The organism is Eilatimonas milleporae (genome assembly GCF_003688555.1).
Classification (GTDB): domain Bacteria; phylum Pseudomonadota; class Alphaproteobacteria; order Sphingomonadales; family Kordiimonadaceae; genus Eilatimonas; species Eilatimonas milleporae.
The window spans coordinates 274960-301731 of record NZ_REFR01000011.1; the positions used below are offsets into that span (position 1 = coordinate 274960).

Consider the following 26772-nt stretch of genomic DNA (forward strand, 5'->3'; position numbering starts at 1 on the left):
GGGCTCGGTTTCTGGGCGCGGTTTCGGGGCCCGGGTCTGCGGTCGGTTCCTTACAGATCGTCCAGCAGCGGCAGCAGGCTTTCCAGACAGGCGCGGGCCAGATGGCGGCTGCGTTCGGGTGACCATCCGAATGTATCGTCGGGAAGGTCGGCATTGTCCTTGAAGGGCATTTCCAGCGTCATCGCCAGACAGCCGAAGGTCTCCGCCACGTAATCGGTGCATTTTTTCAGGTCCGACGAGCCGGCAGCGTCCACCGGATAGCCGTGCGTGCGCTGAAAATCCGGGCTGCGACCGCACAAGTCCGACACATACCGCTCAAACAGGGCCGTCTGTCCCGGTTTCAGGGAGGGAATACCCTCGAACCCGGCAATGAAACAATAGGGCAGGGCCTCGTCGCCGTGGACGTCCAGATGGAAGTCGACGCCGGTCTCCAGCATGGCGGCCCGGACCAGGGATACTTCCGGGCTGGTGTCCATGTCCGGTGCGTTCCAGACCCGGTTGAGATTGACGCCGGCCGCATTGGTGCGCAGATGGCCGCGGCGGCTGCCATCCGGGTTCATATTGGGGACGATGTAAAAATGCGCCTTTTCCAGCAGGGCTCGGGCAATCGGGTTGTCTGGATCAAGGAGGGTGTCAAAGGCGCCTTCCATCCACCATTCGGCCATGGTTTCGCCTGGGTGTTGCCGGGCGATCAGCCAGACTGCCTTGCGGCCGTCGCGTCCATGGCCCACCTCGACCAGGTCCATGTCCTGTCCGTCCAGCGTATGGCCCAGAACCCGCGTGACGGCAAGCGGCGAGCCGGCAACCTCGGCAATCAGATCGGCGTGGCGTTCCATGGAATAGGGGGCGAAATAGGCGATGTACAGACTGTCCTGTTCCGGTTCGACCTCGAAACGCAGGATGCCGTTTTCATAGACCGTGGGCAGACGGAACCAGGTTTCCCGGTCATAGGACGCGCATGTCCGGTATCCGGGCCAGCCGTCCGCATAGGCCGCGCCGTCCGCGTTGACAATGCTGATCCGGCAGGGCGTGTCCGTTACCCCTGACAGGCGGAAGGAAAACCACTGGTAAAAATCCGATCGGTGATCCTTGCGGATTGCGAGTCGGATGTCGGATGGGTCGTCCGCCGCGACGATATCGATGTTTCCGCCGTCAAATGCCTGGGAAATATGCATGTCCGATCCCTTTGCCAGAAACTGGGTCACCCATGGTGACATATCGGCGGCAAGTCTCTGACACAAGGTGTCAATTGGCGACCGCCCCCGGCTCCGTCGCCGTTCATGTCGTGCGCCATGGCTGTGAGAGAACGGATTTTACAGGGTATGGGTGCGGCTTTTCATGACAGAAAGGCGCGGATTTGCTAGGCTCTTTTCACTGACGCGAAAGCGTGAGCGGATACCCCCGCAAACCTACGGGGGACTGGGGCGTCTCCCGCGCCGTATAACCGGTCTTGCCGCCGGTTATGAACGGCCAACAGGAGGCGCCTCTATTTTTGCGGCCCCTTGTCTTTTTCGCTTTGCCGCCATTTCCCGCCGGCCGGAACCGCTGTTTGCGCGCCGGCGCGTATTCATAGGGATGTCCTTTTCCACAGTTCGCTTGCGGCTTAATTGGTTGACAGACGGTGGATGCAGCGATAGTGTCCGCCGCCGAAACGCACCCTTTGACCGGGTGCATATTTTTTTGGACCGCTGACGGCCTGACGCATGGCACGGTGTTTCCGTGAAACCCTGGTCAGACCATGACGGCACGCACAGCGGCCGGTTGACGAAAAGACAAGAGACGGACAATGAAAATACGCAACAGCCTGAAGTCGCTGAAAGGCCGCCACCGCGACAATCGTGTGATCCGTCGCAAGGGTCGAATCTACGTCATCAATAAAACGCAGCGCCGTTTCAAGGCACGCCAAGGGTAAGAAACCTGGGTAAAGCGCGTTTTTGGCACGGCGGGACGATAATGTCCCCTATGCCACCCAATCCCCTTGAATAATGCTGTTTATTATTTCTTGGCCGCCGGGAAGGAAATTTCCCGTCGGCTTTTTGCTATTGGTTAATGTCTATCGTGTACAATTGTAATTATTTCCCTCAAACGGTTGTTTTGTTTGTATGTTTTTCATACATTCAATCCGCAGAGACGTGAGGGCAGCATGATTGACCGTTTATCTGCGGTGGTGTTCGACATAGGAAATGTCCTGGTCGAATGGAATCCGCGCTTTCTATACGAACAGCTTATTCCGGACCCGGATGAGCTGACATATTTTCTTGAGAATGTGGTGACACTGTCCTGGCACACGGAGCACGACCGTGGCCGGCCCTTTGCCGAGGGGGTGCGCATCCTGACCGAGAAGTTCCCGCACTATGCCGATCTGATCGCGGCCTTCGACACCCGCTGGAACGAAACGATTCGCGGTCCTGTCCGCGACACCGTGCTGCTTCTGGAACGGTTGGCGGAGCATGGAACCCGGGTTTACGGGCTGACGAATTTTTCCACCGAGAAATGGCCGTCTTTCTGCCGTGCCTTTCTATTCACCGATATTTTCGACGGGGTGGTGGTTTCGGGTCAGGAAGGGCTGGTCAAGCCCGATCCGCGTATCTATCAGGTGGCGATCCAGCGTTTCGGACTGGACCCGGAGCGGACCTTTTATGTGGATGACCGCCAGGAAAATGTCGATGCGGCCAATGCGCTTGGTTTGCGCGGGCATCTTTTCACCGGTGCCGGGGCGCTGGAGCGGGACCTGAAGGCGGAAGGGTTCCTGTAAGGGACTGTTTCTATCTGTTCCCCCGCCTATCTGTTCCTCTCTCTATCTCTTCCTCTGGCCATCTCTTTCTATGGCTGGGGGTGCGGTCAGGACCCGACGGCCTCCAGTTCATTGCCCTGTACCCAGGCGATATGCAGGACATTCGTCGCCCCCGGCGTGCCGAAGGGAACGCCGGCGGTGACGACGATCCTGTCGCCGCCGCGTGCCATGGCATGCCGCAGCGCCATGCGCTTGGCCTTGCCGACCATATCCTCGAAACTGACCACATCGCGTGTTTTGACCGTGTGCAGGCCCCAGACGATGGACAGCCGCCGTGCCACCTTCAGCCGGGGCGTCAGGGTCAGGATGGGGGCCGCGGGCCGTTCCCGCGCGGCCCTGAGGGCCGTTGTGCCCGATGTGGTGAAGGTGACGATCGCCTGCGCGCCGACGGTGGCGGCCACCTGCCGCGCGGCGGCGGTGATGGCGTCTTCCGCCGTGGCGTTGGGGTTGATCCGCGTCTGGCCGGCGCCGAGATATCCGGGTTCCCGTTCGACCCGCTCGGCGACCCGGTCCATCACCCGCACAGCCTCGACAGGAAACTCGCCCACTGCTGATTCGGCCGACAGCATCACGGCGTCCGCCCCGTCCATCACCGCGGTCGCCACGTCCGAGACTTCCGCCCGGGTCGGGCTGGGCGCCTGGATCATGGATTCCAGCATCTGTGTCGCCACCACCACCGGCTTTCCGGCGGCGCGGGCGGCGCCGATGATATGTTTCTGGATGACGGGCACGTTTTCCAGCGGTTCTTCGACCCCCAGATCGCCGCGCGCGACCATCACCCCGTCCGCCAGTTCGAGAATGGCGTCCAGCTCCCCGACCGCCGCGGGCTTTTCGATCTTGGCCATGACGGCGGCCTTGCCGGCCACCAGTTTTCTGGCTTCGGCCACATCGTCCGGGCGTTGGACGAATGACAGGGCGATCCAGTCCGCTCCCGCCTTCAGGGCGAAGGCCAGATCGCGCTTGTCCTTCTCCGTCAGTGCGGCCAGCGGCAGCACGGCGTTCGGGACATTGACACCCTTGCGGTCGGAGAGGATGCCGCCGACCTCGACCCGGCATCCGGCGGCATCCGCGGACACGGTTTCGACGGCCAGACGGATTTTGCCGTCATCCAGAAGGATATGTGTGCCGGGTGTCAGCGCATCGAAGATTTCCCGGTGCGGCAGGCCGACCCGCGTGTCGTCGCCGGGGGCTTCGGACAGGTCCAGACGGAAGGCGGTGCCCTGGCGCAAGGATGCCCGGCCGCCGGCAAAGGTACCGACCCGCAGCTTCGGACCCTGAAGGTCCACCAGAATGGCGATGGGCCGCATTTCTTCGGCCTCCACCTTGCGGATGGCGGCGATCATGCTTTCCTTGTCGCTGTGTCCGCCGTGGCTCATATTCAGGCGGAAGACGTCCACGCCTGCGTGGAACAGGTCGCGGATCATGCGTTCGCTGGATGTGGCCGGCCCCAATGTGGCGACGATCCGTGTTTTTCTCTGCCGCCGTCTGCCCGTTGCCTGTGCTGCCATACCGTGCTCCAAAATATACCGCACCGGACAATGGAAGCATGTCCGCCGTTGCGGGGTGTCAGGCGAAACGGGACCGGATCGCCGTCGTCTCAAACAGCCGTGTTCCGAAAAGCCCGCCATGTAAGCCGCAAATGCAAAGCCGATTGACTTTGCGGGGGCAATAGTCAGGGTGTGTGACCGCATTGTCCAGTGCCCGCCCGGGGCGGACAGCGTGATTTTTTGCCCGCCGCCCCTCTGACTGGAAGATGCCATGCCGCCGCAAGACCCTACTTCTGTTCCATCCGCCCCCGCGGCCTCGGCCGGATCTCCTGCGCCGGCGGCTTCCGACGGTCACCGCTTAGACATTCCGCACCCCGATACTACGGACCCCGACATATTGTGCGCGGAAGGGCGCGGCGGCGTCATCATCCTGTGCGACCATGCCAGCAATGCCGTGCCTCGGGGCCTGAATGCCCTGGGGCTGGACGATGCGGCGCTTCAGGACCATATCGCCTGGGATATCGGCGCCGCCAGCGTGGCGGCCATGATCAGCGAGATGATGCAGGTGCCCGCCGTGCTGGCGCCGGTTTCGCGGCTGGTGATCGACTGCAACCGCGACGCGGATGACCCGACACTGGTGCCGGCTGTCAGTGACGGCGTCGTCATTCCCGGCAATCAGGGCCTGGACAAAGCGCGGATCGCGGCTCGCAAGACGGCCTATTATGACCCGTTCCACCGCACCGCCGGCGATCTGGTGGCCGCGCATCTGGCCGAGGGGCTGGTGCCGATGGTGATCGGCATGCACAGTTTTACCCCGGCCATGAACGGCACGCCGCGGCCGTGGCAGATCGGTTTCCTGTGGAATCGCGACCCGCGTCTGGCACAGGCACTGATCGGACTGGTGGAACGGGAAACCGACCTGACCGTCGGCAATAATCAGCCCTATTCGGGGCGGGACCTCTATACCAGCATGCAGCGCCACGGCGCCGACCACGGATTGCCGCAGACCACGGTGGAAATCCGCCAGGACCTGCTGGCGGACCGGCGCATGTGCGCCGAATGGGCCGAGTTGCTGGCCAACCTGCTTGACGAATGCCTGTCACGGCCCGATATCCTGTCCATCCGGCACTATTGAGGCCGGACCACGTGCCGACCGTGACACCGTAAACGCCGCATGCGCGCCACCCGAATACCCCCTGACTGCCATTGTGGCGCCGCAACAAAGGGGATTTGCCGCCGATGAGCAAGACCACCGATATCGAAGCCGCCGTTTTCCGCCGTCTGCTGAGCCATCTGCGGCAGCGCACCGACGTGCAGAATGTGGACCTGATGGGCTGGGGCGGCTTCTGCCGCAACTGTCTGGCCGACTGGTACCGTGAGGCCGCCGAGGAACAGGGTGAAAGCCTGGACAGGGACAGCGCCCGCGAAATCGTCTACGGCATGCCCTACGGTGATTACAAGGACAGATACCAGGGCCCCGCCAGCGAGGAACAACTGGCCCTGATGGAGGAAAGCGTCGCCATGAACCGCAAGGTGCGCGGCAAACCCGACTAAGGCCGCACACGAAAATCAGCCCGGACGGCAGGCGGGCGTTGCATCGCCCGCCCGCCGTCGATAGAGTGCGCGGCTCTTGAACCGATTGGCGGAAATCACTGCGGGAGACATCAGCATGGTCCAGGCGGGCGGCATTGCCGGCGAACAGTTGCGCGGCTTTATCGAGCGCATCGAGCGTTTGGAAGAAGAAAAGAAGGGCATCGCCGAGGATATCAAGGAAGTCTACGCCCAGGCCAAGGCCATAGGCTTCGACACCAAGGTCATGCGCAAGGTGATTTCCATCCGCAAGATGGACCGGGACGAACGTCAGGAGCAGGAAGCCTTGCTGGACGTTTACCTGCACGCCATCGAGGGCGGCCAGCAACCGGCGGAAGGCCCCGCCGGCACCCCGGACGGCACAGCCCCGGACGGCAGCGCCACGGCGGCCCAGTAACACTCCGCAGGACTGCCGCCTCTGTCCGGAGGCTGGTCTTTTCAGAGCGCGCTGCTGTTAAAAGATTGCCATGCCGGGCGCCGAAAGCGGCCGCTCTAGCCATGAGTGCCGCTTTATACGGCCTTAAGAAAGAGCCAACATATGTATGCATCATACATATGTTGGCTTCTTTATTTAAGTCCGGGTGGTTCACTCAGCGCTATTGTTGATACTTGGTCGCCTTTTGTGCTCAATGATTGAATTAAATTCAATCTCGAATTGCATTTTCGATTGCCGCATCCAGTCTTTGTGCGATCTTCTTCGTGATCCGATTATAGCCCAGCCGACGTCCCATGCCACGGCGTAGGGCATCTGTGTCGAACGGAAGATCTTCGTCTTTTACAGCGTGCACGAGATTGAGGAGTTCAATCATCGGAATGAATTCCGCTTTGCGCGGTTCGCGCGAGCTTGGGTTGACGATCCGAAACGCGGTATAGCCATTTGGGTCCTGATCGTGCCGCCACAAGACTTCAAGTCCGTCTTGTTCGCGTAAGATATTGCCAAGTCTGGAAGCTGTCATCTGAATATATCGGGCGATCTTGGCACCCGTGCGTGCAAATCCATACATACGGGCAATGCGTGTCGCCACCATTTCGATGGCGATTGGTGCCTCATTTTCAAGGATCAACGTGATCATTCGGGCGATCTTGGCCTTTTCGCTCGGTTCGAAAAAATCATCCGGCTTTAAGTCTAAACCGAGAGCGTTTAAGTCTGTTTCCACGAATATATTTTCGGGAAGATTCTCTTCGGTGGAAAATGTACTATCGTTGGAAACCATGGGCGTCTGCTCACGCTGATTTGCCACCGATGCATGATGCTGTTGGTTCGTGTCGTCCTCTTCCACAGTGGTTGCTGTGTGACATTCTTTTTCACGTCGGTCCGTATCAAGAAGCGCTTCAAGTTTGGCGTGGATTTTCTCAAGACTGTCGGCCGGATTGACCCACCAATCGGTTGACCAGACGCGCACAATCTTCCAGCCTAGGCCATTGAGAACCATTTCGCGCAACCGGTCGCGTTCGCGGGCGCTGGCGCTTGAATGATAGGTCGCGCCGTCGCATTCGACCCCGGCCAGATAGCGGCCCGGCGTATCCGGATGGATAATGCCGAGATCGATACGGTAGCTGGATACGCCGATCTGCGGGATGACATCCCACCCTTTCGCAGCCAGACGTTCGGCGACAGCCTTTTCGAACGGACTCTCATACTCGCCGCCTGAGGCATCGGCGGCAGACTCCAAGGCGCGGGGACCTTTCTCGGCAAATTCAAGAAAATGTTTGAAATCCCGGACGCCTTTGGTCTTGCTGCGATTCAGGTCAATGTCTTCGGCTTTCAGTGTCCCATAGACATGCAACATGTGACGTGCCCTTGTGATCGCCACATTCAACCGCCGCTCGCCGCCTTCCTTATTCATCGGACCGAAATTCATAGAAATCCGCCCTGTCGCACGTGGACCATAGGTCAGCGAAAACAGGATCACATCGCGTTCATCGCCCTGGACATTTTCGATATTTTTCACGAAGACCGGTTCAATGCGGTCGGTCGAGAAATGATGGTCTATATCCGGATCTTTGGCGCAGGCTTGGTCAAGCAGGTCCTGAATTAAGGTCTGCTGCTGACTATTGAAGGTGACGACACCAATTGACCAAGGGTCTTTTGCCCGGGTGAATTGCGGTTTTTTCAACCAAATGACGACCGCTTCGGCAACCTTTTGCGCTTCAGTGCGATTGATGCGGGTTCCCTGTTCATAGATGCCTTTGGGGACATGATGATAGGTGACCGCCACATCCGATGTAACCGGTGATGGAAAGGTCACCAGCTTGCTTCCATAATAACGGTGGTTCGAGAAAGCGATCAGACTCTCGTGCCGGCTGCGATAATGGCGGTCAAGATAGCGTACCGGCAGGTTAGCGCCGGTACATTCGTCCAAAATGCTTTCCAAGTCTTCGACTTGTAGATCTTCGTTTATAGCTTCATCGTCGTTACGTCCGAAGAAATTGGTGGGGGGCAATTGTTTCGGGTCTCCGACTACGATTGCCTGACGGCCGCGTGCCAGCGCTCCTATCGCATCCCATGTCGGAATTTGTGACGCTTCGTCAAATACCACCAAGTCGAAAAGTTTTGCCTCGGTGCTTAGATACTGAGAAATCGATAATGGACTCATCAACAGGCACGGGGTGAGCTTGGTAAGCGCACTAGGAAGTTCGCCGATCAGTTTCCGGAGCGGCATGTGACGCCGTTTTTTATTGATCTCCCGGTTTAGAAGGCCCCATTCCGTTTGACGGCTGTTTGACATGCTATTTCTGGACGGTGTCTTGCCCGCCAGTCTGGCTCTAACCTGCGCCGATGTAAGTTTCATGAGTTTCTGGTCGAGAGAACGGAATTCTTCGATCAGACGTTCGTGCTGGGCGCTTGCGAATGTACGTAACGTGTCGTCGTTGTCGATGGCTCTATTGCCCCATGCGCATCGGTAACTCACCTCGAAAATATGTGGAATATCCCGGGCCGTAATAGTCTTATCTTCAAGTTTCTCCACCACTGGCCGCAACCCTGCGTGCAAGGCCTTGGCCTTTTCATGCTGCCAGGCACACCATTCTTTAAGGCGCGGCAATCGAGTCAGCCATTGATTGAGTTGCGTGTCCAGCCCCTGAAAGGTGTCGACTGTCAATATGTCCGCCTTGATATGCGTCTGAAGGGCCGAAAGGGCGATATTGAATTTTTTCAGAGATGCTCTGTATGTGATCACTTTGCTGCCGACGGTACTTTCCGCACTCAGAAGGTCGTTACCCTCATTTAGCAAACGCTTCGTATCTGTCCGAAGACCCATAAGGTGATCAATGTCATCACCAGCGAGGCGAGTGAATGCAAGACGAAGGCTGTCAGCGAAGCTTACGGCAGCGTCCACCTCTGACCAGTCAGTGTCGGCACCGCGCCATATCCTGCCGAGGACTTGGCCCGACGCGGCAAGCTTTTCAATCTCAATATTGTGAGACCGCAAATCCTTAAGGGTCTCAAGATCTGTGAGAAGCGTCTCGCTGGCCGGTTTGGTCCGCGATTTGATGTGGCTGGCGATTTCCTTGCGTACTTTACCGCCGACGATGAGATTGCGTGGCCACCATGTAGCCTGCGCGTCCATCCAGCGTTCAAGCCAATCTTCAAGATCGGCATTGAGGACATTTCTCTCATAATGTGTTTTGAGGCCCGTTTCGACTTTAAGGAAAGTCCTGCCATTTTCAGCGGCTTTTCTTAAGTCTGAGGCGATTTCGGCAGCGAAAGCATATGGTTTACCATATGCGGAAGTCAGAAGTTCGCCGATGTTATCAAGCGCTTCAAGGGTTACGGTATTGTCTCTGACAAAGTTGAGAGAAAGAGTGCTCCGCAAGGCTTCAAATCTTGGTTTAAGATTTTCCAAGGCGGTGAGCAGGTCACGCGTCTTGGCTTCAAAGCTTTCTTGCCAGGCATTAGACCACTCGGTTTTGGCGATAGCTCCGAAAGGATGATCGCCTGGATCCCCAATCGTTTCGGCTGCGATACTGAGGCGTTTGACACATTCCCGAAGATTATCCAGGGCGTTCTCCGATAGGCACCTTTCTGCAAGTACTGCGAGATCGACTTTTGGAGTGTCCTCATAAGCCACTTTGAAGCTGATGGCGTCAAATACCGTAAGGCCATTGTCATGGCGTCTGTGAAGGGCACGTGGCAGAGCATTCATCTGTTGGCGCATACCCTCCAGGCGTGCGGCCTCGCGCTCCCATTCTTCCGGGCCATGCTGTGAAGCGGTGTCCCAGGCATTTTTGAGTTGTGCGAGAATGTCGAGCTTGCGTGCCTTGGAGGAATGAAGTTCCAGGCAGAAGTCTCCCATGCCGACATCGCGGAGACGGCGATAGACCACATCAAGCGCCGCCATCTTTTCAGAGACGAAAAGAACCGTTTTCCCCTCAGCCAGGCATTGGACGATGATATTGGTAATGGTCTGAGACTTGCCGGTTCCAGGTGGTCCGATCAGGACGAAATTCTTGCCGGATGCCGCAGCAACCACGGCGGCAAGTTGGGATGCGTCCGCAAGGATTGGGCAATAAGTATCCTTGGGGGCCAGATAATCGTCGATGTCCCGGCTCTCTACAAACGCTCCTTGCGGGGTGAAGGCTTCGCGCGGTGTATCGATCAAGTGTTTGACAACCGCACTTTCCTTTAGTTGTTCGGTACGGTCTTCAAGGTCACGCCACATCAGATATTTGGTGAAGGAAAAGGTGGCAATGATCACATTCTCGGTCAATTCCCAGCCCTTGATATCGCGGATTTTGTTTCTGACGATTTGCCAGATGCGGGATACGTCCAACCCGGCGTGGTCGGTTGGCAATTCGTCTTCAAATTCGGGAAAATAAAGCTCGAAATCAGTTTTAAGTTTTTGAAGAAGGGTCGGATTGATCTGTGGATCATCGTCCATCAGCGACAGCCGATATCCTGATGCAATACTCTTACGCTCTAAAGCAACGGGCAAAAGTAGAAGCGGAGCATGCAAGGTGCGTTCGGATGTTTCCGTTTCTTTCCATTTCAATGAACCGAGAGCGAGGAAAAGGGTGTTTGTACCGCCTTCTTCAAGGTCATTGCGGGCTTTGCGGTATAGTTCCGTCAAGCGTAACCTGACATCGTTTTCAGGAAGTGCGACGAGTATTTCGCCCCGGTTCAGATATTCCCTTGCGGGCGCTTCTTTGGCATCTGAAGAAAACCGTTCGTGGTGTAACCGGGCGCTTCTGGGGTCGTGTTCGTTCATCACAGTCGGCATGGCAACGAACTTGATCGATTGGCCGCTGGCCATCAGGTCTTCAAGCTTGGAAGGGTCCGTGCAGTATAAGGGGACAGACTTTTTTCCTGCCTTGAAATTCAAGAGATTGTTGCGGAGCGTCATGTCAAGCAGGCGCCGCTTCCAAAGGTCGATGCGGCCTTCGGGCGTTGTTGGTTTTTCTTCTCGTGTCGATATCACCTCGATATCGGGCAGATCGGGCGCCTCCTCGAAAGGGGGAACGGTCGGGGTGAGGTCGTCTTCCACATTTGTTTGAGGGGTGCTGTCACTCGTGTCTTCCAGCATGACGGGACGGATATTGCCCATCCGTGCGCGCCTAATATCGACCGCTAGATGAAACGCTTCTTCCTGCTCTAGATGGGCAAGAGCGGCCTTGGCCGACGTTTTCAGAGAAGGTGCGGGGCGTTTAGTGACCAGAGTGGTTTCGATCAGAACCATCTCGCCAAGCTGTACGCGTTTGCGGATGGCCTGAGGGTCATCCTGCACAGCGGATGAAAAGTCTTCGTCGACGAGCCAGCAGCCGGTAAAGGCATGGTTTCGCGTGATCAATACCAACGCATTAAGACCCATCTGCTCCAAGCATGCTGCAAACAGAAAGGCGAGATCAAGGCAGGTTCCGAGCTGTTCACTGGCAATGCGGCTTGGATAACGTACCTTTTGTCCCTGTGACTCGAAACTTGCCGGGGGGGGGGTGCATAGACGACGCCGCGCGCCGCGATTGCACCATAAAGCGCACTGATAAGATGCCAGACTCGCTTGCGGTCTTTGGATTGGTAGCCTTCAAGGCTGTTGTCATGACCGGCTTTGCCCAGAAGTGATGCTGCATCCCTCAGAATGGCTGTGACCGCAGGATCGTTGGGTAACACATAGGCTGCCATGATTTCTGGCAAATAACTGATGCCTCCCCATTCATTATGAGCGAGCACAGCAGTTTCAAGAATCGTTTCCCCAAGAACATCTTCTCCTTGGGTCACAGTGGCTTTCAATGAGCCCTTAATGGCTTCCTTCGTGCCTGCTAAAAAGGAGCGTGAAAGTGTGACATCCGGGTCGAATTGATTGAAAGTTCCGCCTGCACGGATACGGTCGACTTTCCAGATTTTGGGTTCAATGAAAGCCGGGTCGGATGTGAGATGGATTTCAATATTATTGAGGTCTTCTTCAAAAGGATTTTCAACTGTCAGTGCACTCACCAAAGGAATGGAGTTTTGTTGTTGCGCCAGATTGATTTTGGGGGTGGCCGTCAGAAAAATCTGAATCGTGGGCACCGATTTTTCATGATGTGCCTCAGCCTTTGTAATTTCTTGTGAGTCGTCGAAAGCGGTTTCATCCAGCCTGCCACAGTCTTCTTCGATTGCCATGGTCCCAGTCCCCCCAATTTACCAGTTAAACAACAGGGACAGGATAAAACGTGTTCAAGTGCAATCAATGATTTAGTTTTGGAAGGTCGCAGAGATGTGGAATTTCAATTCAAACAAGACAGTGGGAACTGTCCTCAAGCCTGCCGTTGAGTATATTCGTGTGACAATTTGCAGTGCTGCGAGGCGTTTGATCCTTAACAGGTATGGAAGCCCTCCGTCATAACGGCCAACATATGTATGCAACATACATATGTTGGTTATTTTATTCGGCGTGGCTGTTTACCCATATTCGTCCTATCCGTCTGGTATGAGGGCTTCCCATGTGTGGAAGTAGACGGCAGGGATCAGTTTTCCTCCGGCGGGGCGAAGGCGGTACAGGGGGCGGTTTTGTGGCAGCCGGCTTCGATATAGGGGGTGAAGCGGGTGAGGATGAAATGTTCCCACACACTGGCGAGCGCGGCGCGCCAGCCGTCTTCCTCCTGTCCGGCATAGGCCGCCGTGACCTTGAGAAGCGTGCCCTTTTCGCTGGGCGCCAGATCGTAGGTGATGGTCAGGCCGGCGCCGGTGCCGAGAAAGCCGAGCTGTCCCTGATAGACCAGTTTCTTATTTCTCCAGACGGCGGTGACGACACCGTGGCGCACGCCCTCGGTGCCGGCGTCGTCAAAATATTCCCAGAAGCCGCCGCCGGGTTTCGCCTCGATGAAGAAACGGGCGGGCCGGTCCATGAAGCTGTGGTCCCACCAGCCGGAAATATCGCCGGTGAGGGCATCGAACACCTCCGCCGGCGGGGCGGGCAGGTCGGTTTCGACCGCGACGGTGAAGGCGCCGTAAACCGCGTCCGTTACAGTGGCTTTCATACTGTCCTGCGCCGGGTCTTGGGCGCCGGCAAAAGGGGCCGTCATCACCGCCGTGAACACCGCCACGATCATCGCGGTCCCCGTCAGGCCGGACCTTGTGTTGCGTGTCATCGCCCTTGCCCCCTTCCTGTCCCCCACGGTGCTTTTCACGGGCAAGCCTAGCACGGGCCGCGCCGGCGGCAACAGGCAGCCTTGGTTTACCGGCTTTTACAGTGCGATCTTTTCAAAAGGCGGAAGGTCGGCCCTTAGGTGCAGGGCACCGACCGGCATGCGGCCGGTATCGCCCGTGCTCAACAGGCGGACGCCGGGAGCGCCCGTGCGTGCGGGGGCGGCGAAACGGGGATGGCGGGTCATATAGTCCGCCAGCGACCGGGCGACGATGTTGGGTTGGGACAGAATGGCGGTGCCGTCTGGCAGGGCCTCGGCGAACAGATGCCGCACCAGGGGAAAATGGGTACAGCCGAGAACGGCGGCATCCGGCGGTGTGGTCCCGGCATCCAGCAGGTCCTGTACATAGCCGTGGACAAGCCCGCGCAGGGGGCGTTCGCCGGCGCCGCCTTCAATCGCGTCGACAAGCCCCGGACAGGCCTGTTGAACCAGGCGGATGCCGGGACCGCGCTTGGCCACCTCGTCCCGGTAGGCGCCGCTGTCGATGGTCTTGCGCGTGGCGAACAGGGCGATATGCCGGCCGTTTTGCGGAGCGGCGGCCTTTGCCGGCGGGCCGCTGTGGTGCCAGGGGACACCGGTCATGGCCTCGACCATGGGCACCAGAACGCCGAGGATCCGCTTGCCGGGATGGGCGTCCTCCAACCAGGTCTGCTGCAGTGTGCGCAGGGCGACCGCCGCCGCCGTATTGCAGCCCAGAATGACAAGGCGGCAGCCCTGTTTCATCAGGAAGTCCACGCCGGCGCGCGTCATATCGACGATATGGGCATTGCCGCGATGGCCATACGGGGCATTGGCATGATCGCCCAGATACAGGAAATCCTGTTCCGGCAGCCGCTCCATCAGGCCGTCCAGGACGGTCAGGCCGCCCGTGCCGGAATCAAAAACCCCGATCATCGCCGTCCGTCCCGCACGTCCGTTTCCAGGCCGTAGTCGGCGACCTTGCGGTACAGGGTGGAGCGGCCGATTTTCAGCCGGCGCGCCACCTCGGCCAGACGGCCCTGATATTTCTCGATCGCCGCGGCCAGAATGCGCGCTTCCAGTTCCGCCAGGGGCAGGAAATCGCCGTTCGGGTCCACAAGACTGAGGTGGGCGTCCGCAGGCCGTGACGCCGGCGCGCCGTCCTGGCCTGCCCGTCCGGGCCATGTCCCCGCAAGGGGCCGGCTTGCCGGCGATAAGGCGCCGGGCGCCTGAGTCTGTGTGGTCCTGTCGCCCATATGGGGGAAATCATCCGGACCCAACCGGGTACCGTCCGACAGGATGACGGCCCGGAACAGGGCATTCTGAAGCTGGCGGATATTGCCCGGCCAGTCATAGTGCTGCAGTAGGGCGATGACATCGCGGCCGGCGCTTTTCAGGCCGACATCCTCCATGTCGGCGATGCGGGCCAGAAAATGACGCACCAGCGCGGGAATATCCTCGCGTCGCTCGCGCAGCGGCGGCAGGGTGATGGGAAAGACATTCAGGCGGTAATACAGATCCTCGCGGAAGGCGCCGGTGGCCACCAGATCGTAAAGATGCCGGTTGGTGGCCGAAATCACCCGGATGTCCACTTTCACGCTGTCGCGGCTGCCGACCGGGTCGATCTCCTGCTCCTGAAGGGCGCGCAGCAGTTTGACCTGAATTTCCAGCGGCAGCTCGCCGACCTCGTCCAGAAACAGGGTGCCGCCGGAGGCTTCGACGAATTTGCCGCGCCGTTTTTCGGTGGCGCCGGTAAAAGCCCCTTTTTCATGGCCGAACAGAATGCTTTCCACCAGATTTTCCGGGATGGCACCGCAATTGACGGCGACGAAGGGTCCGCCCGCCCGGTCGCCGGCTGCGTGGATGGCGCGGGCGAAGACTTCCTTGCCGACACCGGATTCCCCCTCGATCAGAACCGGAATGGCGGTGCCCGCCGCTTTTTCGGCCAGGGTCTTGGCGGCGGTCATGGCGGGGCTGTCGCCGATCAGTCCGGCTAGGCCCGGTCGGGTGCCGCCGTCTTCCATGGCGGCGATTTCGCCGACCAGGCTGGCGGTGTTCAGGGCGGCGGCCAGGCTGGCGCGGATTCGCTCGGCGCTGGCGGGCTTGACGAGAAAATCGGTCGCCCCGGTGCGCATGGCGTCGACCACGGTGGTGATCGAGGATTTCGCCGTCAGCATCACTACCGGCAGATCCGGGTGCGCGGGCCGCACGGTTTTCAGCACGTCGATACCGGTCATGTCGGGCAGCATTAGGTCCAGAAGCACCACATCGGGCGGGCTGTCCGCGTCGACCTTAGCCAGCGCGTCCGCGCCGCGCATGGCTGTGCATACCCGGTAGCCGGCGCGGGACACCACGCTTTCCAGAATCCGCAATTGCGTTGCCTCATCCTCGACGATAAGCACCAGGGGCGCTGTCATAGCCATGTCTTTCTCAATGACTGGTCCAAATATCTGGCCTTTTGGTTCACTCTCCGCACCGTAACAGCCTGTTTGCCGGTTTGTGCTTTGCACTGCCACCCGGTCCGTGTTCACCCGGTCCGCCTTTGCGGGGCATGGGCGACGGTCCAGGGCCGTTCTCGGTCATGCTGTATCATTTCAGGACAAAACAGGCCATATGGCAAGCCTGCCGATCACTGCAATCGAAAGAAGCGGGTTGCACGTCCGTCAGCCTCGGTTACTCTCAGGCCCGTCCGACATGACGGGCTTCGGGGCGGTATGTTCTTCGGGGGCCGGCCGGCGATCCGGCAACGCGCGGATTGGGGGATGTCCGACACGGCTGCGGGGCTGTTGCCCGCACCGTGGCTTCGGGCTGATGTGATCACGAGCTTAAGGGAATAGGCATGAAGCTTGTCATTGTGCGTGAGGGCAGGGAAGCGGAGCACCGCGTCGCCGCCGTGCCCGAAACGGTGAAGAAATACTGCGCCGCCGGCCTTGCCGTCGCGGTGGAAGCCGGCGCCGGCGCCGGCGCCGATCTGCCCGACAGCCTTTACAGTGACGCGGGCGCCGACATCGTTGCCGACCGCAAGGCGCTTCTGGGCGATGCGGACATTGTTCTGAGCGTGCAGGGGCTCGAGGCGGTGGATGCGCCGGCGGTCAAAAAAGGCGCTGCCGTTCTGGGCGTTTTCAACCCGTTTCAGGAAGGGGACCGCCTGAAGGCCCTGGCGGGCGCCGGGCTCAGCGTGTTCGCCATGGAGTTTATCCCGCGCATCACCCGCGCCCAGTCGATGGATGTGCTGTCCAGCCAGTCGAACCTGGCCGGTTACAAGGCGGTGATCGATGCCGCCGCCACCTTCGGCCGGGCCTTCCCGATGATGATGACGGCAGCCGGCACCGTGGCCCCCGCCAAGGTGATGGTGATGGGGGCGGGCGTCGCCGGTCTTCAGGCCATTGCCACGGCCAAGCGCCTGGGCGCCGTGGTCAGCGCGACGGACGTGCGGCCCGCCGCCAAGGAACAGGTGGAAAGCCTGGGCGGCAACTTTGTCATGGTCGAGGACGAGGAAACGCAGGCCGCCGAGACCAGCGGCGGCTATGCCCGCGAGATGAGCGATGAGTACAAGCGCAAGCAGGCGGCGCTGATCGCCGAAACGCTGGCCAAGCAGGACATCGCCATCACCACGGCGCTGATTCCGGGCCGCCCCGCGCCGCTTCTGATCACGCAGGAGATGGTCGCCTCGATGAAGCCGGGCAGCGTGATCGTCGATCTGGCGGTGGAGCAGGGCGGCAACTGCGCCCTGTCGAAGGCGGGCGAAATGGTGGTCACCGACAACGGGGTCACCATTGTCGGCCACCGCAATGTGCCGAGCCGGCTGGCGGCCGATGCCTCGGCGCTCTATGCCCGCAACCTGTTGAATTTCCTGTCGCCCCATCTGGCCGACGGCGCCTTCACCCCGGATTACGACGATGAGATCATCGCCGGGACGCTGGCCGCCAGGGATGGGGCCATTGTTCATGAGCGGCTGTTGCCGCAGCCGAAGGAGACCGACAATGCATGATATTCTGGTCAACCCCTTCGTCCAGCAGCTGACGGTGTTCGTGCTGGCGATTTTCGTCGGCTATTATGTGGTGTGGTCGGTGACACCGGCCCTGCACACCCCGCTGATGAGCGTCACCAACGCCATTTCCAGCGTCATTATCGTCGGCGCCCTGATCGCCGCCGGGCCCGCAGGCGCCAGCCTGTCGAAAATCCTCGGTGCCATTGCCGTTGGACTTGCCGCCGTGAATATTTTCGGCGGGTTCGCCGTCACGGCCCGCATGCTCGCCATGTACAAGAAAAAGAAATAGGGGGCGGACGATGAGCCAGTTTCAAACCGACGTGACGGCTGTGGCCTATCTGGTCGCCGCTGTCCTGTTCATCCTGTCCCTGCGTGGACTGTCCAGCCCCGAGACCAGCCGCCGCGGCAATGTTTTCGGCATTCTCGGCATGACGATCGCCATCGTCACCACGGTGCTGAACCCGGAAATCGTCTCCTATGACTGGATCATCGGGGCGCTTGTCGTTGGCGGGGCGGTCGGCTTTGTCATCGCACGGCGTATCGCCATGACGGCCATGCCGCAGCTGGTCGCGGCTTTCCACAGTCTTGTGGGGCTTGCCGCCGTGCTGGTGGCGGCCAGTGCGTTCCTCAACCCGGAAGCGTTCGGCATCGCCGACGCCGTGGGACGGATTTTCACCGCCAGCAAGGTGGAAATGAGCCTGGGTGCCGCCATCGGGGCGATCACCTTTTCCGGGTCCGTCATCGCCTTTGCCAAGCTGAACGGCAACATGTCGGGGGCACCGATCCTTCTGCCGGGGCGGCATCTGGTTAACGGGCTGATCGGTCTGGCGATTGTCGCCATGATCGTTCTGTTTTCCGGCGATGATGCCGGTGCCATCGCCGGTGTGTCGGTCTTCTGGTGGCTGATCGCTCTCAGCTTCGTCATCGGGTTCCTGCTGATCATCCCGATCGGCGGCGCGGACATGCCGGTGGTGGTGTCCATGCTGAACAGCTATTCCGGCTGGGCGGCGGCGGGGATCGGCTTCACGCTGGCCAATACGGCGCTGATCGTCACGGGCGCGCTTGTGGGCTCGTCCGGGGCCATCCTGTCCTACATCATGTGCAAGGGCATGAACCGCAGCTTTATCTCCGTCATCCTCGGCGGGTTCGGCGGCGACGATGCCGCCGCCGGCGGGGCCGAGCGGGAACAGCGGCCGGTCAAGCAGGGCTCGGCCGACGATGCGGCTTTCATCATGAAGAACGCCTCCAAGGTAATCATCGTGCCCGGATACGGCATGGCGGTGGCGCAGGCCCAGCACGCGCTGAAGGAAATGGCCGACATGCTGAAAAAGGAAGGGGTCAAGGTGTCCTACGCCATCCACCCGGTGGCGGGCCGCATGCCGGGTCATATGAATGTCCTGCTGGCCGAAGCCAATGTGCCCTATGACGAGGTGTTCGAGCTGGAGGATATCAACAGCGAGTTTGCCCAAGCCGATGTCGCTTTCGTCATCGGTGCCAATGACGTGACCAATCCGGCGGCCAAGACCGACCCGCAAAGCCCCATTTTCGGCATGCCGATCCTGGAGGTGGAAAAGGCGCAGACGGTCCTGTTCGTCAAACGCTCGCTCGGGTCCGGATATGCCGGCGTGGAAAACGAGCTGTTCTTCCGCGACAACACCATGATGCTGTTCGCCGACGCCAAGAAAATGGTCGAGGGCATTGTCAAGGCGCTTTAGGCGGGATGCCGACATTTGCAAAACACCCAAAGGGGCCGGCATGCCGGCCCTTTTCTTTTATACCGCTCTTTTCTTTATGTCACAAAACTGTCATATACTACTCCCCGTACCATATTTCAGGGAGACATGAATGTTGACGAAAGCCGATTTGCCCAAGCTGGTCCGACGGACGCTGAAAAGCCTGGGCGGTGAAGCCACACCGGTTGAAGTGGCGCGGGTCCTGTGGCGGGACCACCGCAGGGATCTGAAGAAATCCGGCGATATTTTCTACACATGGCAGGTGGACATCCGCCAGGCGGCAACCGCCCTGCGCCGTCAGGGCAAAATGGTGCCTGCGGCCGACAGCCCCGGCATCTGGCGCCTGATCCGCAAGAAGGACCGTATGGTGGCTGAAAAGCCGGCGATCAAGATCGTCGCCTGAAAAGTCGCAGCTTTTAAATGTACGAAACGTGCGGCGGAGAATTGTCAGAGCCTTCTCGCAAGGAGGTCAGGGCATCCGCCGCGCTGATTGCCGAGCCCCCAACCGCGCCACGCGCGGCTCCCGCGCTTCCAGCGCGGCGTGCAGGTCGGCGCGGTTGTCCCACACCTGGCGATACCATGCCAGCCGCTTGCCGATATGCTGCATCAGCATGCGCTCGCGCGCGACATAGGTTCTCGCCGCCATGCCCATGGTTCGGCGATAGGCGGGGGTGCTGATCAGTGCCTCCAGATGGCGGCACCAGTCCTCCGTCGTTCCGGCGATCAATCCGGTCCGGCCGTCCTTGACCGAGGCGTCATAGACGGTCGGGCTGGCGATCACCGCATTACCGGCCGCTGCCGCCTCAATGAATTTCAGGTCGCTTTTGCACCGGTTGCCGCGATTGTCGCTGAGCGGCAGCAGGGAAATGTCGCATGTCGCCAGCAGCGTCATATAGTCTTCATGGGTCATGGCCGGGTGGAATTGTTTGCCGGGACTGTCCAGTGCCTGGAAAAAGTCGCGGTCGTGAACCACGACAGGCACGACATGGCTGTGACGGCGCAGCGTGTCGTTGATCGTGTCGATCAGGGGCCGCCAGCAGGCCTCGCGGTTGATGGCGCCGAAAAAGAGACGCACATGATCGTCCGGGCGGGTTTCCAGTGGCGGCAGTTCGTAAACCTGATTTTCAAAAGCCGTCACATACGGGGTGTTGCGGCGGTGCCACGCCGCGAGCGCTTGCGTCGCCGTTTGCATGGCATGGGCGGTGCGCGCGCTGAAGGCCGTCACCACATGGGCATTTTTGCCGAGAGACCGCGCATACAGATCCGGGTGATCGTCGTCCTCGACAATCGTCACCCAGCCCTTGCGCCAGGCGCTGCACAGGGCGGCGATCCAGTTTCGCGGCTCGGGAACCAGCCGCTGCAGGATGAGGATGCGCGGCTCCGACGGGTCCGTCAGGCGCGGCAGAGGGCGGGTTTCCTCGGCATAAAAGACATTGGCGCCCATCTGGCGCATGGCCTTGACCGGCTGGATGGTCCGCACATCCAGCATGGTCTTCGCAAAGGCATGGAAACAGATATTCATCAGGAACGCGCCGGCCAGACTTTCAAGGGGTCTTGTCAACTGCTAGCCATACGGGCAGGGCCCTGTCCAGCGCTTTTCGGGCTTCACGGTCCGGCGTGCCCGTTCCCTCGGGCCGGTGGCCGGGGGAAGAAGCCGCTGGTCCGCTCGATATAGGCGGCATAGGCCGGCTTGCGCTTGCGCAGGCCCGCTTCCAGCATCGGCTTGCCCGACCATTTCATCAGCAGGAAGGTCATCAGTGCCGGGGCGAACACCGCCCACCACTGCCCGCTGGCCAGCCACAGCCCCCACCACAGGCAGGCATCGCCGAAATAATTGGGGTGGCGTGTCCAGGCCCAGAGCCCGGTGTTCAGAACCTTGCCCTCATTGTCCGGTACGGCGCGGAAACGCACCAGCTGCCAGTCGCCGATCCATTCGAAAAAGACCCCGACGCCCCAAAGCGCCGCACCCGCCAGACCGGCGGCGCCGATTTCTCGCGGCGCATCGCCCATGACACCGATCAGCGGTGCCGCGATGATCAGGATCAGCAGGCCCTGTAGGCCGAACACCATGGTCAGTGACCAGAGATGCCGGCGCAGTCCGGTGCGCTCGCCGGCCAGCCGCACATAACGCCTGTCCTCGCCCTCGCGCAGGAAACGCAGGAGCAAATAGCCGCCCAACCGCAGACCCCACAGGGTGACCAGAACCAGGACCAGCCGCGCGCTGTTGCCGATGGTGCTCCAGCCGCCTGCCGAATCTGCCGACGCCCAGGCGACAATCACAAAGCCGACCCCCCAGAAGGCGTCGATAAAACTGACCCTGCCGGTGGCGATACTGATCAGCCACAGCACAAAAAGCATCCCCGCCAGCGGCATCACCGCTGCCGGTATCAGATTCCAGATCATAGGACCCTCCGCGATATTTCCTTGTAGCTTACGCAGTTCAGCAAGTCGCGGTTCTGTTTGCCACTGTAATTTTCAGGTGCGACCCCTTGGGCATCATGTGCGCGGGCCGTACACGCGGACGGTTTTCGGGGATGCTTTCCGACCGGTCCGCTTTTCCCGTCTTTGCCGCATCCCGGTTTGCGGGTGTCCCCGGTTTATGGCGTCAGGGCCCAAGATATTTGCCTAGACGGGTCCGCAGGCGGTATATGAAAACTATGGTGAATGTCTTGACCACGGAGACGGGACACCGATGGATGAAATCGAGCTGACGGGCAGCCGCATTCCGGCGGCGGACACATTGGCGGATTTTCTGAGCGAAAGCCTGTCCCGCCACGATCCGCGTCAGAAATCCCTGGGGCCGGCCCAACAGGCGGTCGCCGACCGGTTGGCTGCAGCCCTGGACGGCGAGCTTGGCGACATGGTGCGCGAACTTGAACGCGTGGCCACATGCCGCCAGCCTGCGCCCGCCTTTGCCGTCAATGATCATCTGCCGCCGTTTGAGGCTTTCTGCGCCGGTCTCAGACAGATCGGCGAAACCCTGCTGCCGCACATGGCGCGGGAATACGCCGCTCTGTGCCGGGCCGAGGGTGTCGATACCGTGCCCCTACGCTGGATACTGGACGCCCGGTCGGAGGCGTTTATCGCCTATCTTCTGCAACTGGCGGAGGTGCACGGTCTGGCCTTTGACAACGGGCCCCGGCAGATGGGGGTGGCCGAACGGCTGACCCTGCACCGGCTGACGGCGGACCTGCACCGCGTCGCCTCTGAAAATGCCGGTGCGGACTAAGGCATGCCCCCGCACCCGCGCCGGATTTCATGGCAAAACAGCACAACCGCCCTGTTCCTGCAGGGGGTGTTCTGAATGGCGCCCCCGTCGCCGCCATGTTCCGGGTCTTTTCCGAAGAAGCCCTGGCATTTTCCGAAGAAAACCGTTCCGAACGGCTTGACAGAGACCGTGAGAGGTATTCACGCACTGTTCAGATGTATTGCATTAAATATGCTTATAGGATGCACGGAAAAGCAGCTTGTAAAAGAAGATCGAATATCCGGAAGATTTTGACATGAAGGGGCTTTTTTCATCAGCAAGCGTACGGACCATGATGGTGTCCGCGACCCTCGGCCTCGCCCTGGTCGCCGTCGCTGGCGTCCGTGCTGCTGCCCCGCTTCATGACACACCGGCATATGATGCGCCCCCCCGTACTGGTCTCACCGCTGCGATGCCGGACGGTGATACCGCTCGCAGTCATCAAGACGGTGACGACACAACCGGTCAGGATGAACAGGCGGAGCCGGACGATGGCGCCCCAGATGCAGAAAAGGGTGAAGACAAGGATGATAAGGAAAGCCGGGCCGAGCGTCTGACGCGCGAGCGGACCGCAGCCTTTCTGAAGCGGTATGAGCCGACGGGCAAGACCATGCGCTGTGTTCCCATGCGCCCCTTGCGCGGTTCACAGGCACTGGATGACCAGACCATTGTCTTTGAAACGCTGGGCCGCAGCAAAGCCTACCGCAACCGTCTGCTCAGCCCGTGCATCCGTCTGTTGCAGGAAGACCGCTTTATCTTCGATACCTTCGGTACCCAGCTGTGTCAGGGGGAAATCCTGACGGTGATCGACGTTTTCGGTATCCCGTGGGGCAGTTGCGCCCTTGGCCCCTTCGAGGTCTACAAGCGCCGCCCCAAAGAGAAGAAGAAAGACAAGGACGGCAAATAACGCTAACGCCGTCTCTGTTGTCCTCCCGTCTTTTTCCGCCTTTATCCGATCTTTTACCGTCTGTGGTCGGCCCCGACCGGGCCGTGCCGAGTCGGTCCGCCATCCGGCTCCGTTCCCGCAGACGACTGTCATGGCACCCATAAACCGCCACCGGATGGTTTCTCACGTCCGTCTGCATCTTGTCGCAGGGTCCCAACCGCTTATCGCATCCTGATTTATCGGACCCGAAATTGGGCGCATACCCCAGGGTGTCAAGATTACAAGGCCGCGGATACAGCAGGCCGGGGACATGCGAGGGACCCATGACACTGACCGAAAAAAGCCTGAAAAATCCGGCTGCCCTGATTGTTATCGTACTGATAACGCTGGTGCTTGGCGTGATGATGCTGACCCGCCTGCCCGTGCAGCTTTTTCCCGACATCGAACGGCCGCAGCTTGCGGTGCAGACCTTCTGGCGGGCGGCCAGCCCGAACGAGATTGAATCCGAAATCGTCGAACCGATCGAGGATGTCATGCGCGGTATTCCGGGTCTGAGCGAGACCAGAAGCTGGTCCAATCCTGCCTTTGCCTGGGTCAATATGGAATTCGACCTCGGTACCGACATGGACCGTACCCTGATCGAGGTGATCAGCCGCCTCAACCGTCTGCCGCCCCTGCCGGCCGATGCCGACCAGCCGCAGATCGTCATGAATGCGGGTGGCGGCTCCGGCGATACGCTGATCTATCTGTTTACCCAGTTCCGGGCCGACAGCATCCTGCCGCGTGCTGACTATGTATCCTTTATCGAGGAAAATGTCGTGCCCCGGCTGGAAGCGCTGAGCGGCGTCGCGGATGTGGAAATTCAGGCAGGCGCCGGGCTCGGCGATCAGCTTCAGATTGAATTCGACCCGGTGCGCGCTGCCGAACTGGGCATCGATCTGACCCATATCGCCCAGCGTGTCGGGCGCACCACCGACAGCTCCGGCGGGTATCTGGAGGTGGGCCGCCGGCGGTATCTTCTCAGTTTTCAGGGGCGTTACGATCCGCAGGAACTGGGCGAGTTGATTCTGGACTGGCGTGACGGCAGGCCGGTCAAGCTGGGCGATGTGGCCGACGTCCGCGTCGGGCCGCCGCCGGTCAATCAGGTGGTCTATCAGAACGGCAATCCGGCCATCGGCATGCGCGTGATGAAGTCGACCGGCGCCAATGTTCTGGCCACCATCGATCTGCTGACGGAAGAATTGAATCTGCTGAACGCCACCATCCTGGCCGAGCAAGGCATCACCATCGAAAAATCCTTCGATCCGTCCGTCTTCATCAAGCGGGCGATCCGGCTTCTGACCGGCAATCTGTTTATCGGCATGGTGCTGGCGGTGGCCGTTCTGTGGTGGTTCCTGCGCCAGATCCGGGCGACCCTTCTGATCGCCATGACCATCCCGATCTGCCTGTTGACGACCATCGTGGTGCTGGGTCTGTTCGGCCGAACGGTGAATGTGATTTCGCTGGCCGGTCTGGCCTTTGCCACCGGCATGGTGCTGGATGCTGCCATTGTGGTTCTGGAAAACATCGTGCGCCTGCGCGAACGCGGCGAGAAACCGGATATGGCCTCTCTGATCGGGGCGAAACAGGTGTGGGGGGCGCTGCTGGCCTCTACCGCGACAACGGTGGCTATTTTCGTCCCCATCCTGTTCCTGCGCGATGTGGAAGGCCAGCTGTTTGCCGATCTGGCCCTGACCATCGCCATCGGTGTGGCGATTTCCCTTGTCGTGGCGGTCACGGTTCTGCCGGTGGCGGCGCACGGCTGGCTGAAACGTCTGCCGGAAAGCGACGGTGCGGGTGAACGCGCGGCGCGTGCCGCTGCCCGGCTGATGCGCCTGTCGGCCACGCCCATGCGCCGTGCCGCGATCATTGTCGGCCTGGTTGGCGGGGCCGTGGGCCTGTCATGGGCGCTGTTGCCCAATCTCAACTATCTGCCGCCGGTCAAACGCGATGCGGTCGATGCCTTCATGATGTTCCCGTCCGGGGCCAATATGGAAACCGTCGACCGCGAGCTTGCCCAGGTCGTGGTCGAACGCTTGGCGCCCTACATGGCGGGTGAAAAGGAACCGGCGCTCAGGAACTATTACTTCATTTCCTTCCCCAACGGTCAGGGCGGCTCGGTCGGTGTGCGCGCCAAGGACCAGAACAAGGTCAAGGAACTGGAGCGTCTGGTGCGCGATGAAATCCTGGCCGGGTTTCCCGATGTCTTCGTCTTTGCCCAGCAGGGCAATCTGTTCGGCGGTTTCGGCGGGGACGGCTCCGTGCAGTTGAACCTGCATTCCCGTGATATGGAAAGCCTGCGTCAGGTCACTCAGCAGGCCATGGGTTTCATCCGCGAGGCCCTGCCGGGTGCCCAGGCCCGTCCCAACCCCGACCCCAACGTCATCGCACCCGAGTTGAAGATCGCTCCCAATGACCGCCGGCTGGCCGAGGTCGGCTATACGCGGGACGATGTGGCACGCATCATCCGCGCCCTCGGCGACGGCCTGTGGCTGGGCGAGCATTTTGATGGGGAACGCCGTGTCGACATCATTCTTCAGGCCGAGGAATGGTCCGATCCGGAGCTTCTGGCCTCCATTCCGCTGGCCACGCCGCTTGGCGGCACCGTTCCGCTTGGCGATCTGGTGACGATTGAACGCGGTGTGGGCCCGACGCAGATCCAGCGCGTCAATCGGCGGCGTACGGTGACCTTCGACATCAACCAGCCCGAAGGCATGGCGCTCGAAGACATGGTGACCATTCTGAAGACCGAGGTGGAGCCGAAGCTGCAGGCCCTGCTGCCGGCGGATGCCACCATTTCCTACGGCGGCAGCGCCGACGCGCTGGAGCGGGCCGTCGGCTCGCTGGCGATGAATTTCATCCTGGCGCTCGGCCTGTTGTTTCTTATTCTGGCCGCACTGTTCAAGTCGCCGTCGGATGCAGCCCTGGTGGTGCTGAGCATTCCGCTGGCCACTGTCGGCGGTGTGCTGGCGCTGAAGCTGCTCAATCAGATCAGTTTCACCCCGCTTGATCTTCTGACCATGATCGGTTTCATCATTCTGCTGGGGCTGGTGGTGAACAATGCCATCCTTCTCGTGGCGCAGACCCGTGCCGGCCAGGCGGATGGGCTGAGCCGCGATCAGGCGGTCGAGCGCGCCATTGCGCTCCGCCTGCGGCCCATTTTCATGAGCACGCTGACCTCCATCATGGGTATGTTGCCGCTGGTGCTGTTTCCGGGCGCCGGCAGTGCGATCTATCGCGGCATGGCAACCACCATTGTCGGCGGTATGAGCCTGTCCACACTGTTCACATTGCTGCTGTTGCCCTGTCTGTTGAGGCTGAGCGGCACGATCAATCCGGCTGCCATTCTGCGGCTTGTCCGCCCTGCGGCGAACAAGCCCATGCATCCGGCGGAATGACCGTTTGAAAGCGCCCCTATAACCATAAA

The 26772-nt window shown here is 60.3% G+C and carries 21 protein-coding genes; 12 read left to right on the plus strand and 9 right to left on the minus strand.

The genetic code is table 11. From position 1 onward, the window contains the following. Positions 1-50 precede the first annotated feature (50 nt). Complete coding sequence (locus tag BXY39_RS09405) at positions 51-1175, minus strand: M14 family metallopeptidase (RefSeq protein ID WP_121938967.1); 1125 nt, start codon at positions 1173-1175, stop codon at positions 51-53. A 611-nt stretch (positions 1176-1786) separates the two neighbouring features. Between BXY39_RS09405 and ykgO the strand changes: the two genes are divergently transcribed. Both ykgO and BXY39_RS09415 read left to right on the plus strand, forming a co-directional pair. Next, a complete protein-coding gene (gene ykgO / locus BXY39_RS09410; RefSeq protein ID WP_121938607.1) occupies positions 1787-1912 on the plus strand; it encodes a type B 50S ribosomal protein L36 in 126 nt (41 codons plus the stop codon). Positions 1913-2143: 231 nt separating this feature from the next. Then, a complete protein-coding gene (locus tag BXY39_RS09415) occupies positions 2144-2755 on the plus strand; it encodes an HAD family hydrolase (RefSeq protein ID WP_121938968.1) in 612 nt (203 codons plus the stop codon). Positions 2756-2841: 86 nt separating this feature from the next. Here the strand turns inward: BXY39_RS09415 and pyk are convergent, their stop codons facing one another. Next, entirely contained in the window at positions 2842-4302 is a 1461-nt protein-coding gene (gene pyk / locus BXY39_RS09420; protein ID WP_121938608.1) for a pyruvate kinase, read from the minus strand. Between the two features lie 376 nt (positions 4303-4678). Here pyk and BXY39_RS09425 point away from each other — a divergent pair, with 376 nt between their 5' ends. The 3 genes from BXY39_RS09425 (at position 4679) to BXY39_RS09435 (ending at position 6268) form a co-directional block, all read left to right on the plus strand. Next, positions 4679-5416 (plus strand): N-formylglutamate amidohydrolase, encoded by a 738-nt coding sequence (locus BXY39_RS09425; protein WP_211332166.1) that lies wholly within the window; start codon positions 4679-4681, stop codon positions 5414-5416. A gap of 104 nt (positions 5417-5520) precedes the next feature. Continuing rightward, positions 5521-5835, plus strand: coding sequence for a DUF1244 domain-containing protein (locus BXY39_RS09430; RefSeq protein WP_211332167.1), 315 nt, complete (start codon positions 5521-5523; stop codon positions 5833-5835). 115 nt (positions 5836-5950) lie between these two features. Continuing rightward, a complete protein-coding gene (locus tag BXY39_RS09435; RefSeq protein ID WP_121938609.1) occupies positions 5951-6268 on the plus strand; it encodes a DUF2312 domain-containing protein in 318 nt (105 codons plus the stop codon). Between the two features lie 247 nt (positions 6269-6515). Here the strand turns inward: BXY39_RS09435 and BXY39_RS09440 are convergent, their stop codons facing one another. The 5 genes from BXY39_RS09440 to BXY39_RS09460 form a co-directional block, all read right to left on the minus strand. Continuing rightward, positions 6516-11678: a DUF3320 domain-containing protein gene (locus tag BXY39_RS09440; protein WP_121938610.1), complete on the minus strand. Its 5163-nt coding sequence runs from the start codon at positions 11676-11678 to the stop codon at positions 6516-6518. Further along, positions 11654-12466: a hypothetical protein gene (locus BXY39_RS09445; protein WP_121938611.1), complete on the minus strand. Its 813-nt coding sequence runs from the start codon at positions 12464-12466 to the stop codon at positions 11654-11656. Before BXY39_RS09445 ends, BXY39_RS09440 begins: the two co-directional genes overlap by 25 nt. A 344-nt stretch (positions 12467-12810) precedes the next feature. Continuing rightward, positions 12811-13434: an SRPBCC family protein gene (locus BXY39_RS09450; RefSeq protein WP_121938612.1), complete on the minus strand. Its 624-nt coding sequence runs from the start codon at positions 13432-13434 to the stop codon at positions 12811-12813. Between the two features lie 96 nt (positions 13435-13530). Then, positions 13531-14385 carry a glutamate racemase gene (locus BXY39_RS09455; RefSeq protein WP_121938613.1) on the minus strand — a complete coding sequence of 285 codons (855 nt, stop codon included), beginning with the start codon at positions 14383-14385 and terminating at the stop codon, positions 13531-13533. Then, positions 14382-15872 carry a sigma-54-dependent transcriptional regulator gene (locus tag BXY39_RS09460; protein ID WP_245999029.1) on the minus strand — a complete coding sequence of 497 codons (1491 nt, stop codon included), beginning with the start codon at positions 15870-15872 and terminating at the stop codon, positions 14382-14384. The genes BXY39_RS09455 and BXY39_RS09460 overlap by 4 nt, the downstream gene beginning before the upstream one ends. A gap of 416 nt (positions 15873-16288) precedes the next feature. Between BXY39_RS09460 and BXY39_RS09465 the strand changes: the two genes are divergently transcribed. The 4 genes from BXY39_RS09465 (at position 16289) to BXY39_RS09480 (ending at position 19576) form a co-directional block, all read left to right on the plus strand. Beyond that, on the plus strand, positions 16289-17440 hold the full coding sequence (locus BXY39_RS09465) for a Re/Si-specific NAD(P)(+) transhydrogenase subunit alpha (protein WP_211332168.1): 1152 nt from the start codon (positions 16289-16291) through the stop codon (positions 17438-17440). Further along, a complete protein-coding gene (locus BXY39_RS09470) occupies positions 17433-17729 on the plus strand; it encodes an NAD(P) transhydrogenase subunit alpha part 2 (RefSeq protein WP_211332169.1) in 297 nt (98 codons plus the stop codon). The genes BXY39_RS09465 and BXY39_RS09470 overlap by 8 nt, the downstream gene beginning before the upstream one ends. 10 nt (positions 17730-17739) lie before the next feature. Further along, entirely contained in the window at positions 17740-19155 is a 1416-nt protein-coding gene (locus tag BXY39_RS09475; protein WP_121938616.1) for an NAD(P)(+) transhydrogenase (Re/Si-specific) subunit beta, read from the plus strand. 130 nt (positions 19156-19285) lie between these two features. Next, a complete protein-coding gene (locus tag BXY39_RS09480) occupies positions 19286-19576 on the plus strand; it encodes a hypothetical protein (RefSeq protein WP_121938617.1) in 291 nt (96 codons plus the stop codon). Positions 19577-19642: 66 nt separating this feature from the next. On the opposite strand, the gene BXY39_RS09485 is transcribed toward BXY39_RS09480, so the two are convergent. Together BXY39_RS09485 and BXY39_RS09490 are read right to left on the minus strand one after the other, a co-directional pair. Beyond that, complete coding sequence (locus BXY39_RS09485; RefSeq protein WP_121938618.1) at positions 19643-20734, minus strand: glycosyltransferase family protein; 1092 nt, start codon at positions 20732-20734, stop codon at positions 19643-19645. 44 nt (positions 20735-20778) lie between these two features. Next, a complete protein-coding gene (locus BXY39_RS09490; RefSeq protein ID WP_121938619.1) occupies positions 20779-21576 on the minus strand; it encodes a DUF1295 domain-containing protein in 798 nt (265 codons plus the stop codon). Between the two features lie 289 nt (positions 21577-21865). On the opposite strand from BXY39_RS09490, the gene BXY39_RS09495 reads away from it, so the two are divergent. The 3 genes from BXY39_RS09495 (at position 21866) to BXY39_RS09505 (ending at position 26743) form a co-directional block, all read left to right on the plus strand. Further along, complete coding sequence (locus tag BXY39_RS09495; RefSeq protein ID WP_121938620.1) at positions 21866-22402, plus strand: hypothetical protein; 537 nt, start codon at positions 21866-21868, stop codon at positions 22400-22402. Between the two features lie 310 nt (positions 22403-22712). Continuing rightward, positions 22713-23327: a hypothetical protein gene (locus BXY39_RS09500; RefSeq protein WP_121938621.1), complete on the plus strand. Its 615-nt coding sequence runs from the start codon at positions 22713-22715 to the stop codon at positions 23325-23327. Positions 23328-23629: 302 nt separating this feature from the next. Beyond that, positions 23630-26743, plus strand: a complete 3114-nt coding sequence (locus tag BXY39_RS09505; RefSeq protein ID WP_121938622.1) for an efflux RND transporter permease subunit — start codon at positions 23630-23632, stop codon at positions 26741-26743. Positions 26744-26772: the final 29 nt, after the last annotated feature.